Origin of the sequence: Pedobacter psychrodurus (genome assembly GCF_004331735.1) — a bacterium.
GTDB classification, from domain to species: domain Bacteria; phylum Bacteroidota; class Bacteroidia; order Sphingobacteriales; family Sphingobacteriaceae; genus Pedobacter; species Pedobacter psychrodurus.
The window spans coordinates 128,439-143,025 of sequence record NZ_SJSO01000002.1; the positions used below are offsets into that span (position 1 = coordinate 128,439).

The 14,587-nt window shown below is 37.2% G+C and carries 14 protein-coding genes; 7 read left to right on the plus strand and 7 right to left on the minus strand.

Annotated elements, in window-relative coordinates; all coding sequences use genetic code 11:
* Position 1: 1 nt before the first annotated feature.
* From ftsA to EZ456_RS02305, 6 genes are all read left to right on the plus strand, one after another.
* On the plus strand, positions 2–1,360 hold the full coding sequence (gene ftsA, locus EZ456_RS02280) for a cell division protein FtsA (RefSeq protein ID WP_131526938.1): 1,359 nt from the start codon (positions 2–4) through the stop codon (positions 1,358–1,360).
* Positions 1,361–1,490: 130 nt separating this feature from the next.
* Positions 1,491–3,122, plus strand: a complete 1,632-nt coding sequence (gene ftsZ, locus EZ456_RS02285; RefSeq protein ID WP_131527413.1) for a cell division protein FtsZ — start codon at positions 1,491–1,493, stop codon at positions 3,120–3,122.
* Positions 3,123–3,289: 167 nt separating this feature from the next.
* Entirely contained in the window at positions 3,290–4,531 is a 1,242-nt protein-coding gene (locus EZ456_RS02290) for an aminotransferase class I/II-fold pyridoxal phosphate-dependent enzyme (protein WP_131526940.1), read from the plus strand.
* Positions 4,532–4,791: 260 nt separating this feature from the next.
* Positions 4,792–4,968 (plus strand): histone H1, encoded by a 177-nt coding sequence (locus EZ456_RS02295; RefSeq protein ID WP_131526942.1) that lies wholly within the window; start codon positions 4,792–4,794, stop codon positions 4,966–4,968.
* Positions 4,969–5,315: 347 nt separating this feature from the next.
* Positions 5,316–6,299, plus strand: coding sequence for a helix-turn-helix domain-containing protein (locus EZ456_RS02300; protein WP_165501217.1), 984 nt, complete (start codon positions 5,316–5,318; stop codon positions 6,297–6,299).
* A 186-nt stretch (positions 6,300–6,485) separates the two neighbouring features.
* Positions 6,486–6,968, plus strand: a complete 483-nt coding sequence (locus EZ456_RS02305; protein WP_131526946.1) for a GNAT family N-acetyltransferase — start codon at positions 6,486–6,488, stop codon at positions 6,966–6,968.
* A 46-nt stretch (positions 6,969–7,014) separates the two neighbouring features.
* On the opposite strand, the gene EZ456_RS02310 is transcribed toward EZ456_RS02305, so the two are convergent.
* From EZ456_RS02310 to EZ456_RS02330, 5 genes are all read right to left on the minus strand, one after another.
* Positions 7,015–7,290: a hypothetical protein gene (locus EZ456_RS02310; protein WP_131526948.1), complete on the minus strand. Its 276-nt coding sequence runs from the start codon at positions 7,288–7,290 to the stop codon at positions 7,015–7,017.
* Positions 7,291–7,512: 222 nt separating this feature from the next.
* Complete coding sequence (gene dapA / locus EZ456_RS02315) at positions 7,513–8,400, minus strand: 4-hydroxy-tetrahydrodipicolinate synthase (RefSeq protein WP_131526950.1); 888 nt, start codon at positions 8,398–8,400, stop codon at positions 7,513–7,515.
* A gap of 64 nt (positions 8,401–8,464) precedes the next feature.
* On the minus strand, positions 8,465–8,845 hold the full coding sequence (locus EZ456_RS02320) for a GxxExxY protein (protein WP_131526952.1): 381 nt from the start codon (positions 8,843–8,845) through the stop codon (positions 8,465–8,467).
* 89 nt (positions 8,846–8,934) lie between these two features.
* Positions 8,935–10,950 carry an NAD-dependent DNA ligase LigA gene (gene ligA / locus EZ456_RS02325; RefSeq protein ID WP_131526954.1) on the minus strand — a complete coding sequence of 672 codons (2,016 nt, stop codon included), beginning with the start codon at positions 10,948–10,950 and terminating at the stop codon, positions 8,935–8,937.
* A 119-nt stretch (positions 10,951–11,069) separates the two neighbouring features.
* Positions 11,070–11,744 (minus strand): ACP phosphodiesterase, encoded by a 675-nt coding sequence (locus EZ456_RS02330; RefSeq protein ID WP_131526956.1) that lies wholly within the window; start codon positions 11,742–11,744, stop codon positions 11,070–11,072.
* A gap of 171 nt (positions 11,745–11,915) precedes the next feature.
* Here EZ456_RS02330 and tyrS point away from each other — a divergent pair, with 171 nt between their 5' ends.
* Complete coding sequence (gene tyrS / locus EZ456_RS02335; protein ID WP_131526958.1) at positions 11,916–13,202, plus strand: tyrosine--tRNA ligase; 1,287 nt, start codon at positions 11,916–11,918, stop codon at positions 13,200–13,202.
* 134 nt (positions 13,203–13,336) lie between these two features.
* Here the strand turns inward: tyrS and EZ456_RS02340 are convergent, their stop codons facing one another.
* Positions 13,337–13,837 (minus strand): DUF6678 family protein, encoded by a 501-nt coding sequence (locus tag EZ456_RS02340; RefSeq protein WP_131526960.1) that lies wholly within the window; start codon positions 13,835–13,837, stop codon positions 13,337–13,339.
* A 387-nt stretch (positions 13,838–14,224) separates the two neighbouring features.
* Positions 14,225–14,587 carry a CobW C-terminal domain-containing protein gene (locus tag EZ456_RS25610; protein ID WP_317129989.1) on the minus strand — a complete coding sequence of 121 codons (363 nt, stop codon included), beginning with the start codon at positions 14,585–14,587 and terminating at the stop codon, positions 14,225–14,227.

Below are 14,587 nucleotides of genomic sequence, written 5' to 3' on the forward strand. Positions count from 1 at the left end.
TATGGACAAGGCAAAATTTACCAGTCAGTCGCCCATCGTAGTAGGATTGGATATCGGTACTACAAAAATTTGTGTTATCGTTGGTCGTAGAACACAACACGGTAAGATAGAAATCTTAGGAATAGGCAAGGCAGAATCGGCGGGTGTGACACGCGGGGTGGTTTCTAACATTCAAAAAACCGTGCAGGGTATTGCTCAAGCAGTTGAAGTAGCAAGCGGACAATCCAATGTAGAAATACAGGTGGTAAATGTGGGTATTGCTGGTCAGCACATTAAGAGCTTACAGCACAGAGGAATTTTAACAAGAAGAGAATTAAACAACGAAATCGGTAAAAAAGATATCGATAAGTTGATTGATGATATGTTTAAACTGGTAATGCCGCCGGGTGAGGAAATCATTCATGTATTGCCACAAGAATTTACCATCGATAACGAGCCGGGAATTAAAGATCCGATCGGTATGGCAGGGGTTCGCCTTGAAGCTAACTTCCATATCATTTCAGGTCAGGTTACGGCTGTAAAAAACATTATCAAATGTGTAAACAATGCAGGATTACAAACCCAGGATTTAATTCTTGAGCCATTGGCTTCTTCCGAATCGGTGTTGAGCGATGAAGAAAAAGAAGCTGGTATTGCATTGGTTGATATTGGTGGAGGTACAACAGATATTGCCATTTTCCATGAAGGTATTATCCGCCACACGGCAGTTATCCCTTTTGGAGGAAACAGTGTAACCGAAGATATCAGAGAGGGCTGCTCTGTAATGCGTAACCAGGCTGAGTTGTTAAAAACACGTTTTGGTTCGGCATTGGCTGAGGAGAATAAAGAAAACGAAATTATTTGTGTTCCGGGCTTACGTGGTCGCGAACCAAAAGAAATTTCGGTTAAAAACCTGGCTTACGTAATTCAGGCACGTATGGAAGAAATTATTGAACACGTGTATTACGAGATCAAATCTTCCGGATATGAGAAAAAACTGATCGGTGGTATTGTAATTACCGGTGGTGGTGCTTTATTAAAGCACTTGTCTCAAGCGGTTGAATATGTAACCGGTTTAGATTGCCGTATTGGTTATCCGAACGAGCATTTATCTAAATATGAAGATATGCCCAAAGCCATTTACGATGATTTGAAAAGCCCGATGTACGCAACCAGCGTAGGCCTACTAATCAAAGGAATCCAGAAAGCAGAAGAGTTAATTGAAGAAATGAAACAGCCTGGTGTTTTTGTAGAAAAACCAAAAACAGCAAAAGAAAAAGAGAAACGCGGACCAGGTTTGTTTGATAAATTACTGGCAAAAACAAGAACTTTCATTCAGGATGACATGAATGTAAGTGATGAAGATTACTTAAAAAGTTAATTATTTTTCCACAAAAGATGAGTTTTCCACATTATTAACAGTTGTGGAAAACGTCTGTGGAAAAAGTGTTAATATTACATTGAGTAATGAACAGAATTTAAAAATTTTTAAACAACTGATTCATAAAGATATGCAGTTCGAAATGTTAAAAGATAAGTCTTCAATCATCAAGGTAATTGGTGTTGGAGGCGGTGGCGGCAACGCAGTGAACCATATGTACCTGTCTGGTATTACTGGTGTGGATTTTATTATTTGTAATACAGATGCCCAGGCTTTGGAATCTAGCCCGATACCTAACAAGGTACAATTAGGTGCTAGCTTAACCGAAGGAATGGGGGCTGGCTCTATTCCTGAGGTTGGTAAAAACTCGGCGATAGAAAATATAGATGATATTAAGGCAATGTTAGGTAGTACAACCAAAATGCTTTTTATTACAGCAGGAATGGGTGGTGGTACCGGAACAGGGGCTTCTCCAATTATTGCTAAAGCGGCTAAAGAACTTGATATTTTAACTGTTGCCATCATTACTACACCATTTTCCTTCGAAGGAAAAAGACGTAGACTGCAGGCCGACGAAGGAATGGAAGAGTTGAAGAAGTATGTAGATTCTTACCTGGTGATCTCTAACGATCGCCTCCGTGAAATCTTCGGAAACTTAACCTTGGGTTCTGCCTTTGGTCAGGCCGACGATATTTTAACAACGGCAGCAAAAGGTATCGCAGAAATCATTACAGTTCCGGGTTATATCAACGTGGATTTTAAGGATGTGCGTACGGTAATGAAAGATAGTGGCGTAGCCATTATGGGTAGTTTTGCCGCTGAGGGCGAAGACCGTGCATTACAAGCTGTAGAAGGTGCTTTGGCTTCACCACTTTTAAAAGACAATGAAATTGAAGGTGCCCGTTATATTTTATTGAACATTAGTTCTGGTCTGCGTGAAGTAACTATGGATGAAGTTTCGATCATTACCGATTACATTCAGGAGAAAGCTGGCTTATCGGCTGATTTAATCTGGGGTAACTGTACCGACGAATCTTTAAGTGATAAGCTTTCTGTAACCATTATCGCTACAGGTTTCCAAACATCAGAAGAACGCGTAAACGAAGAAAAAAATAAAAAGAAAATATCACTTTTAACACCAGAAGAAGCGCCGCTAGTTCGTCCCGTTGAACCAGTAAACTCTTTCATTCAGCCTAAAACAACGCCATCTTATGAGCCTGTTTTAAAAACGAAGGAAGAAGTTTCGCAAGCAGATCTTTTTGGTGGTATGTTCAATAAATCTGAACCTCAAAAAGTTCAGGAGCCTGAAAATAATGCGGTTCGTCATACTTTAATGGAAGAAGAGCCTCAGGTGGAAGAAGCACAGGAAACTGGTTTTGAGTTTGAAGTAAAATTAGCTGAAACTAATTTTGTGTTCGAGACGCCTGCTGCCCAAATGCCGCCAATGCCTGAGCCTGAACCAGAAATCGAAATGCCGGTTGTAGGTTTAGACGATGACAAAAGTGATGAATCGATGGAAGAGCAATTGAAAAAATCTAAAGAACGTATTTTACGTTTAAAAGATTTAAGCATGAAATTGCGTACCACCAATGGTTTACAGGAATTGGAAAACGAACCTGCTTATAAACGCAAGCAAATGCAGTTGCAACAAGTTCAGCATTCTTCTGAATCACAGGTAAGCCGCTTTACATTAAGCAACGATCAGGACGGCGGTACGGAGATCAGACCGAACAATTCTTTCTTGCACGATAACGTTGATTAAATCAAACCAAGTATAATTTTAAAGCCCCGATATAATACCGGGGCTTTTTTGGCATAAAATTAGCGTGTTAAAAAATCTTAATTAACATCTAATGCACCAAGTAGGTTGATTTTAAGACGAATAAAGCTTAAATTCGCAAAATTTTATTATAAAAAACACATATTACATTGGATATATTTGATAAGATAGCAAAGCACATGGGGCCCCTTGGCCAACACCAGAAATGGTCTCATGGGTATTTCTCATTTCCAAAATTAGAGGGAGAAATTGCACCTCACATGCAGTTTCGTGGAAAAGAGCATTTGGTTTGGAGTTTAAACAACTACTTAGGTTTAGCCAATCACCCAGAAGTTAGAAAAGCAGATGAAGAAGCTGCTGCAAGATTTGGTATGGCTTACCCTATGGGTGCCCGTATGATGAGCGGTAACTCAAACTATCATGAGCAATTGGAGCAGGAGCTTGCAGAATTTGTAGGTAAACCGGATGCCTTTTTATTAAACTATGGTTATCAGGGTATGGTATCCATTATCGATACTTTAGTTGATAGAAACGATGTTGTGGTGTACGATGCAGAATCGCATGCCTGTATTGTAGATGGATTACGTTTACACATGGGTAAACGATTTGTTTACAAACATAATGATATTGAAAGTGCCCGTAAGCAATTAGAACGTGCTACCAAACTGGTAGAAGAAACCGGAGGTGGTATCCTTTTAATTACTGAAGGTGTTTTCGGAATGAGCGGTGCTCAGGGTAAACTAAAAGAAATTGTTGAACTGAAAAAAGATTTCAATTTCCGTATCCTGGTTGATGATGCACATGGTTTCGGTACAATGGGTAAAACCGGTGCAGGTACACACGAAGCACAAGACTGTATTGAAGGAATAGATGTTTATTTTGGAACCTTTGCTAAATCTATGGCAGGTATTGGTGCTTTTGTTGCTTCAACAGAGCAAATTACCAATTTCTTAAGGTATAACATGCGTTCTCAGACTTTTGCTAAAGCATTACCTATGCCAATGGTAATCGGTTTGTTAAAACGCTTAGAATTGCTGAAAAGCCAGCCCGAGCTAAAAGATAAACTTTGGGAAATTGCAATGACCCTGCAAAAAGGATTACGCGAACGCGGATTCGATTTAGGTGTTACCGATTCAGTAGTTACTCCGGTTTTCTTAAAAGGTGAACTTTCTGATGCCACTGCAATTACTTACGATTTACGCGAGAACTATAGCATCTTTTGCTCAATTGTAGTTTATCCGGTAATTCCAAAAGGTATGATCGAACTGCGTTTAATTCCTACAGCTGTTCATACGCTGGAAGATGTTCAACGTACTTTAGATGCTTTTAGCGAAGTTGCTGAAAAATTAGAAAACGGATATTATAAAGAGAATCTCTTCGCTACCGTTTAAGATCAATTAAAATCTTACAAAGCCCTTTAAATGTATTTAAAGGGCTTTTTTGTAAAAGTCGTTTTTGTAAAAATCTGTATTTCAGTTACTTGATATGATTCTTTTCCCCATAATATGTTTATAAATGCATAGCATGTGGAAAAAAACGGCGTGGAAGGCTGTTTTTTATTGTTCTAAAAATTTTTTTATTTCATCAAACCCTTTAAATTAGAGTAGATAATTAAAAACTAAACCTTAAAGAACCATAGGAGTAATTAAAAATGAAAAAATTCGAAGAAGTAAAAAGTTTAGTAGCAGCTTTAGAAGCTGATGCAGACAAATTTTATAGCAAAGGTAACAGCGCTGCTGGAACCCGTATACGTAAAGGTATGCAGGATTTGAAAAATTTAGCTCAAGCGATCCGTTTAGAAGTTCAGGATACGAAAAACAAAGCTTAAGCGATCAAAATATTATTATGAAAAGCCTCAGAATATTTTCTGAGGCTTTTTTTTTCTATGTTTTTAATTTTTACATCAAATATGTTTTTTACTATAAAATATATAAGACAAATAATTTTTCCTTGAAAAGTTTTCTTAGTTTCCTATTTTTACAACTGATATGCTCTACTGGAGAAATACATCTTACCAGAAACCTAATTATTACCAATTTGTATAATATTCATTTTAGTATTTAAACGTAGAACGTAATAAACGCTAAAAAATAGCTTTTTCAATTTTATCACACTTTTTTGGTGCAATAACAGATAAATGGGAATAAAGTGTTAACATTATTAACCGTTACTTAAGTGTCAAAATATTTGCAATATACTCGGCCAGCTAGTGAAGATGTCAGCCATGTTCTGAATATCATGGGCGCTGTTCATCCAATAGATAGTGAATTAATTGAAGAGTTTGATAGACATTTGTTAAGGCTGAGGATTAAGAAAGATCAGATACTTTTCAATGAAAATGAAGTGTGTGAATACATGTATTTTATCATTAAGGGAGCATTGAGAGGTTGTACCACGCACAACAAACAAAAAATAACCACCTATATTTCTGTAGAGAATGATTTTGTAAGTTCTATTTCAGGTCTTCATGGACTGGGCTATTCGCAGGAATATGTAGTAGCTGTTGAAGATACCGATCTTCTGGCGATACATAATAACGAACTCAATCGTCTTTTTGCACATCACTTCGAGCTAAATTATATCTTTAGGGTTATTTTGGAGAAATATTACAAGGATGCCCAGCAGAGAGCGCATATTATACGAGTAGGAAATGCAAAAGAAAGGTATCTGTATTTTGCTAAAACCAATCCGGGTTATTTAGATCGCCTTCCTTTAGAACTGGTGGCTTCTTTGCTGAATGTTAAGGCCTCTACATTGCTATCCATCAGGAAAAGTTTTTCAAAACCTAAAGAGCGCAGCAAGGATTTAGCAGAATTTGGGCGAAAATTAGAACTTCAAGTTAACAAACATCAATTATTTAGGCACAAGGATATCAGACTGCATGCTCTTGCTCAAAAGATAGGCCTAAGCAGTCATGAACTTTCTGTTGTATTAAACAGCCATTTCAATAAAAGCTTTATTGATTATATTAATCAGTATCGGGTAAACTGGATTAAGGATAGTATCCGCAATCCGGAGATTATGCAAAATTTCACGCTAGAGGCATTGGCTTATAGTGCAGGTTTTTCTTCCAGGAGTGCTTTCTATAACTCTTTTAAAAAATTAGTGGGAATGAGCCCTGTTGAGTATTCAAAGAACATCGAGAAACAAAAGAGTTAGATTAACGTTTTTGTGACAGAAATGCCACTTTGAGCTGGTTTTTGCAAGTTAGTTGTATTGATTTATAATATAGGACAAAGTTAGTCCTCCTATCTTCGCCAGAGGAAACCTGATTGGCTAATTTCGTTAAATAAACATTAACGATATAGCTTTCACTGGCTTTTTTAGCCACAATTGGTTAAGACTATGATAAGAATGATGCGTGCTGCAGACTGGAGTGAGGTTAGTGCTATTTATCAGGAAGGAATCGATACAGGTACTGCGAGTTTTAGAACTCCCGACGCTTCCTGGAAAGATTGGGATTCATCACACCTTAAAGCTTGTAGGTTTGTAGCTCGAAAAGGTAAAGAAATTATAGGCTGGAGCGCTCTTTTGCCAGTATCTGCAAATTATGATATCGGTAGGGTAGGCGAGATAGAAGTGTATGTTAGATATGGTTATAAAGGTCAGGGGATAGGTTCTTTATTGTTAGATGCCCTGGTTAAAGAAAGCGAAAATAAAGGCATTTGGATGCTTCAGGCTGGGATATTTTTGCAAAATTCGGCCTTACTGAAAATTCATGAAAAAGCTGGGTTCAGGCTAGTGGGATACAGAGAAAAAATTGGCAAAGCTAAGGGTATATGGCAGGATAACCTGCTGATGGAAAGAAGAAATAAATTGATTGCATGATAAACAAAAGGCCTAAGAAAATAATTTCAAAGGCCTTTTGTTATTTTTAGTATCTGAATGACTTATAATCATCAGCATAAATTCCTTTCTCAAACCTCACAAGTTTTTCATTTCGAAAAAAGAAAAATTTGTAATTCGTGCTGGCGTAATATGTGCTATAAATTCTGGTTCCATCTTCTTCATTCGCAGCGACCAATTCCGGCTTGTTTTTCTTTTTGAAATCAGATTCTGACATGCCCATCGTAAAAGTAGGTTCGAAGCCAACAAAGGCCCTACAGCTCAGCATAACCAGTGCCAGGCCAATTAAAATTAATTTTTTCATTGTGTGTTTAATTTGTGTGTATCGAAGCCAATTCAATAATGATGCCCTTAATATTCCTAAAACTTTTGTGGGGTTATAGTTTTTGGTGTGTGTATTAAGGTGTTGATTGTCAGTTGATTTATTTGCGTAATTTTTTATTTACACACAAAAAAACAGATTGTCCTCATTTGCGTTTTTAGCAAAATCTAACAATCTGTTCTAAAATTTAATGTGGATAGTGATTTAAACTACCACACTTAGTTTTTCTATTTCTACTATAATTGATTTCTCTAAAGATGCAGAAGCTTTAACCAATGGTAGTCTTACCGTATCGCCACAAACACCTAAATGTTTTAATGCGGCTTTTATTCCGGCCGGATTCCCCTCAGCAAACGCCAAACGGGTAAACTCTATTAAGCTTAAGTGAGCAGGTAAAGCTGTCTTGTAATCGCCAGCTAAACATTGTCTAACCATATCAGAAAGTTGCTTAGGCAATGCATTGCCAATTACCGAAATTAAGCCCGATGCGCCCAAAGCAATCATAGGTAAAGTAATCGGATCGTCGCCAGAGATTAAAAGAAAATCTGCGGGTTTATCTCTCATAATCTGGTTAAACTGATCGAAACTTCCTGAAGCTTCCTTGGTAGCGATGATGTTTTTAAAATCATGCGCCAGTCTGCAAGTAGTTTCCGGACTCATGTTGCTTCCTGTACGGCCTGGTACATTGTATAAAATCAAATCCAAAGGAGAAATTTCAGCCAGGTATTTATAGTGCTGATAAATTCCTTCCTGTGTGGGCTTGTTGTAATAAGGACTAACCGATAAAATGGCGCTATAGCCGGTAGTATCAAAAGTTTTAATGTCTTCAGCAACGGCTAATGTATTATTGCCGCCAATTCCGGCAACTAAAGGTAATCTGTTATTGTTAATTTCAGCAGTATAAGCCCACACCTTCTTCTTCTCGTCCTTGGTCATTGTAGCGGTTTCGCCGGTTGTACCTAAAGAAACGAGGTAATCTATCCCTCCGTCTACCAAATGATTAATCAGGTTTTTTAAGCCGTTATAATCAACTGATCCATCTGTGTTGAAAGGTGTAACCAATGCTACACCAGTACCCTGAAATTTGTTCATTATATAATTTACTTTTTGTTTTTACCACGGAGCCACAAAGGACACCAAGGTTTTTATTTTTTGGTTATAAATAGCCATTTATAACTCTTTTTATCCCATCTTTTATTTTTGCCTCGTTAAAGTTAATGAGTAATCCTAGCTTACAGTTAGAGAGCTTTAAGTAGGTTATTGTTTGTGCTAAGTGAACATCTTTAAGAATATTTACAGCTTTCACTTCAATAATAACTTTTCTTTCAACCAAAATATCTATCCTGTAATTACAATTAAGCTTTATATCCTTGTAATGAACAGGAAGATCTATTTGATTGGAAACCTGCAATCCTGCATTAATCAATTCATAAACCAGACAAGCCTCATAGGCTGACTCTAACAATCCTGGACCCAGCTCAATATGAACTTGATACGCAGCATTAACAATTAATTTAGCAATTTCATCTTCAGTCATCCCTTAATATTTTAAAATAATTTATTTTGAAGCAATAGGGATGCTTTAATCAATTAACTTTGTGTTCTTAGTGTCTTTGTGGTAAAATATTAACCATTTATCATTTCTAAAAGCTCGGCATCGCTGATGATCGGAACGTTTAGTTTATTCGCTTTTTCCAATTTCGATGGACCCATATTGTCACCTGCTACCAGATAATTCAATTTGCCCGAAATACCACTCAGCATCTTACCTCCATTGGCCTCAATCATATCTTTTAGCTCATCGCGGCTAAAGCTTTCAAAAACGCCCGAAATTACGAATGTTTTTCCAATAAGTCTATCACTATCAAGCGTAATTACTTTTTCTTCAATTTCAAACTGTAATCCGGCTAATTTTAATAATTCTACCTGCTGTAAATGCTCCGATTTTCCAAAATACTCAACAATACTTTCCGCAATCCGCTGCCCAATTTCATCAATGGCGATTAATTCTTCTACAGTAGCCTTAGAAAGGTTGTCGATATTCTTTACGCCGGCCGCAGTTTTTTTCGCAACTGTTTCGCCAACATACCGGATACCCAAGCCAAAAAGCACTTTCTCAAAGGGCATTTCCTTCGACTTTTCAATTCCTGCAAGCATGTTCTCGATTGAACGTTCTCCGAAACGGTCTAAGGTTTTCAGTTGATCCGATTTTTGATACAGCGTATATAAATCGCTGATGTGATTTACCAGGCCATGTTTGTAAAACGTTTCGATGGTTTCATCACCAAGCCCATCAATATTCATGGCCTTGCGCGAAATAAAATGCTGGATTTTCCCAACAATCTGCGGTGGACAGCCTTCATCGTTAGGGCAGTAGTGTACCGCTTCACCTTCTTTTCTGATTAGTTCAGTTCCACATTCAGGGCAGTTATGAAGATAATGTACCTTGGTTGAGCCAGGTAAACGTTTATCGAGATTTACCTTGATGATTTTGGGAATAATCTCACCACCTTTTTCAACATAAACGGTATCGCCTTCATGTAAATCTAAACGCTCTATCTCATTTGCGTTGTGTAGGGTGGCACGTTTAACCGTTGTTCCGGCCAGTAATACAGGTTTTAAGTTGGCAACAGGTGTAACTGCTCCGGTTCTACCCACCTGATAGGTTACCTTTTCTAAAACAGTTTCAACCTCTGCGGCTTTGTATTTATATGATATGGCCCAACGCGGAGATTTTGAAGTGAAACCCAATTCTTGCTGTTGTGCATAACTATTTACTTTAATTACAATGCCATCAATATCGTAACTTAGTTTAAAACGTTCGTTTTCCCAATGGTGGATAAAATCAAGCACTGCATCGATGTTAGAAACCAATTTATTGTGTTCGCAAACATGGAAACTCCAATCTTTTACAGCATTTAAACTTTCCCAATGGGTTTTGAATTCATTTTTATCAGTGTACAAGAAATAAATAAAACCATCTAAAGGCCGTTTAGCTACTTCCTTGCTATCTTGCATTTTTATGGTGCCCGATGCAAAGTTGCGGGGATTTGCATATGCAACTTCACCCAATTCCTCTCTGGCTGCATTTAGGCGTAAAAAAGCAGCCTTGTGCATAAAAATCTCCCCACGGATTTCGAAATGTTCAGGTGCGACAGTCGATTTGATCTGGTGCGGGATAGTATGAATGGTTTTTACGTTATTGGTCACGTCATCACCTTTAGTACCATCGCCACGGGTAACTGCACGTAAAAGTTTGCCCTTTTCATAAGTAAGGCTAATGGATAAGCCATCAAATTTTAATTCGCAAACGTATTGGAAATTATCACCAATCGCTTTACGGATGCGTTCGTCAAAATCACGGAGATCCTGTTCGTTATAGGTATTCCCCAACGATAACATGGGGTATTTATGGTTTACGGTAATGAAGTTTTTGGTGATATCGCCACCAACACGCTGAGTAGGCGAATTCGGATCGGCAAAATCTGGATTTGCTTTTTCGAGCTCGGCGAGGTACTTTAATTTTTTATCAAACTCATAATCGCCAATGGTGGGCATAGCCAGCACATAATAGTTGTAATTGTGCTGGTTTAATTCGGCCACCAGGGCATCCATTTCTTCTTTTATTGCAGTTAGCGACATAGGACAAACTTAGAAAAAATACTTCTTTTTTACTTGGCTAAACCCAGAAATTATATTGTTTTTGTGTGCCAGTATATCTTATATAAGGGCTAACAGAGATTTATTGATCTAGTAAAAATTTAGGCTAACTTTCCTTCAATCTCTTTAAAAATATCCATATAGTCTTTTTCTAAAACTGCCTTGAAAATCCCCAACTGAAAAGTAAGCTCCAGAAGTTGTTTCTCACTTAACGTTTCTGGCCATAAACGCATACAGATCCTGTTAAGGGCGTAACTGATATTTTCGAGTTTTTGGTAACTTAACAGGTATTTACTGCTGATGAATTTTGCTAAAAAACCAAAAAATATTTCAGGATCTTTTAGTTTACAGTGCTCCAGAAAATCGCTTAACGATTCTTTTTTTACCGTTTCGAGTTTATCGTAGAAATGATTCACCTGAACCAGGTTATGCTCCACTAATAAATGATCCAATAAAAGTTCTAAGCCAATATGAGCAAGAAATGACGGGCGAACAGCAGTATTTTCTACAATAGGTTTAATGAGCTGCTTAAGTTCGGTGGTTTTCTCCAAAAAGAAATTAGAGGAATGAAAAAGCAGGTCAACAGCTAAATGTCTTTTCCAGCCAATTAGTAGGTTTTCTTCATCAGGATTTCCTTTAAATAGAAATTCATTCTTCTGGGGATATAAATTTGCCTCTTTTGCAGCATTTTTAATCAGATCAGGCAAAACCGTTCCCATTACCACATTGGCATCATTATTTGTCCGGTCGAAATAATAATGGGATAAAAAGTTCATCTTGCAAGGTAATGTTTTCTGATATGGTTGTAAAGAGCCAATGGTAAAATATTGGTAAGGATAGAGGGCTGTAAAGTGCAATTGCGATAACTCATTCACAAAACCAACTAATTTGCTTTAAACTAAGCTAAAATTTTATCTTTGCACGCACATTATTAAAGTGTTTGTACAATGACGAATTTTGTTGAAGAGTTAAGATGGCGTGGCATGCTGCATGATATTATGCCGAATACTGAAGAAAAGTTAAACGAGGGTATGACTTCTGGTTATATCGGTTTCGACCCTACTGCAGATTCGTTGCACGTTGGTCACTTAACGCAGATCATGACACTGATTCATTTTCAAAACGCTGGCCACAAGCCATTTGCTTTGGTTGGTGGTGCTACAGGTATGGTAGGCGATCCTTCAGGGAAATCTGATGAACGTAACCTTCAGACGCCTGAAATGATTGAGCATAACCTGAAAGGGATGAAAAGCCAATTATCCAAATTCTTAAAATTTGAAGAAGGCGGAAATGGCGCAGTAATGGTTAACAATGCCGATTGGTTTAAGGATATGAATCTTTTCACCTTTATCAGAGATGTAGGTAAACACATTACCGTGAACTACATGATGGCAAAGGATAGCGTTAAAAGACGTTTGGAAGGCGATTCTGGACTATCTTTTACTGAATTCTGTTACCAGTTGATTCAGGGTTACGATTTCTATCATTTATGGAAAAACGAAAACTGTCTGGTACAGATGGGTGGATCTGATCAATGGGGCAATATTGTTACCGGAACGGAGCTGATCAGAAGAAAAGATGCAGGTACAGCTTATGCCATTACAACACAATTGATTAAAAAAGCAGATGGAACCAAATTTGGTAAAACCGAGAGTGGCGCAGTTTGGCTAGACCCGGAGAAAACTTCTCCATATAAATTCTACCAGTTTTGGTTAAATGCATCAGATGATGATGTGAAAAAATGGATTCGCATTTTTACCCTTAAAAATAAAGAAGAAATAGAAGGCTTAGAAAAAGAACACGATGCTGCTCCGCATTTGCGTATTCTGCAGAAAGCTTTGGCTGAAGATATTACAGTAAAGACCCATTCAGTAGAGGCTTTGGAAACTGCTATTAAAACTTCAGAATTTTTGTTCGGAAACGGATCTTTGGAATTTTTAAGAGGCCTATCTGATAAAGAAGTGCTGGATATATTTGATGGTGTACCACAATATAAGATTTTGATAGAAGAACTTGGTGCCGGAATTGATGCAGCAAGCTTACTTGCCGAAAAATCGGCTATTTTCCCTTCAAAAGGCGACGCTAAAAAAACCATTCAGGGTGGAGGTGTTTCTGTAAATAAAGAAAAGGTAGCTGAAATGGCTCAGATCTTTAACGCAGATCATTTAATAAACGACAAATTTATCGTGGTACAAAAAGGAAAGAAAAACTATTTCCTTTTAATCGCCGAATAATATTTTCGAGCCCAATGAAATTAAAGATTTATTCATTGGGCTTGAATTTAAAATTGAACGGGAAGTTAATCTCCCGCAAGAGCTTCTGTTAAGCTGTATCGCCCATGAGTTACGAAACTGGATGATGAAGGTATTTATCTGTACCCGAATATGGTGAAAATGCCCTCATCTTCTTCATAAGGTATATGCAACTCTTTTAAAAGGTTTTTAAATTCTTCCGTTTCGTCAAATATTTTAGGGGCAACTAAATTTCCTCTATGTTCCGCATAACATGGTCGTACTTTTATATACTCAATAGTAAAAAACAAATACATGCCCTCATTGTAAAACGGTTCCCAATTTCCTAACCAATGCGGGGTCTTACTTATTTTTACTTCTTCATAAGTTTTGTCTTCAATAATGAGTTTTTCTATATATGGAGGTGGGAAAGGCAATTGTTTTATAGCATTTTGAAGTTTCAACCATTTTGTATCGTTCATTACTGATGATAACCCTTTTTTTGTAACAATTTTTCTTATTTTTTCTTTTTCCACTAAAACATTCGAATTGTTTAAGGTATAGTATTTATACTTTTCTCTTTCAGAAATATCAGGATTTCCGAAGAAATCATTGTAAAAATCGCTTCTCTCACTCATGTCCATTTTAGCTTTGACAACACTTAAATATTTGCTTTAAGTACACTGCATCTTAAAAAGAAAAAAGCCACTAGCGTGGCTTAAATGAGATGCTAATTAATAGATTTTAATTAAATACGTAAAACTTATTAAAGCACTTATAACACTTGTATCTCTTAACTGAAATCCACGGCATAAGCGTTTTAAAGAGAAAGCTCCTTGGTACCCTATAAGTTTCGAAGTTTTTACACTTCGGGCAAGATAGGCGGGTTTTAACTAAAGTTAGTTCTTCTGAGGGTTCCATAATAAGCATAGTTTGGTTGGGTAAATCAAATTTACGCAAAATAAAACCTAAGAATATCATAGAAAAACTACCATTTTATTCATTTCATCGACTATTATTTTGTGTTAAGATAAAATATGTTCAAAAGGATTCTTAAAGCTGTTTTTTGTTTTGTAAACTTTTACTTCTGTATCAGTTAATAGACAGTATTCGAGTGATTTTTTTAGCTTATCGCCATTCATTTCCTGGCCAATAAACACAAGTTCATTTTTACGGTCTCCAAAATCATTATCCCAATTTGCATCAATTTCAGTTCTGTTTTCCAGGTAATCGAGGTATTGTTCACGTTCCTGTTGGTGCATACTTGCCCACCAAACTCCAGCCAGATCGATGCGTAAAGAGCCACCTGCCTGAGAGAAGTTAATGGCCTGCTCGGGCAGGCAGCTAAGTAAAAGATGCCTTTTGATCGGATAATGTTCTGTGGAAAT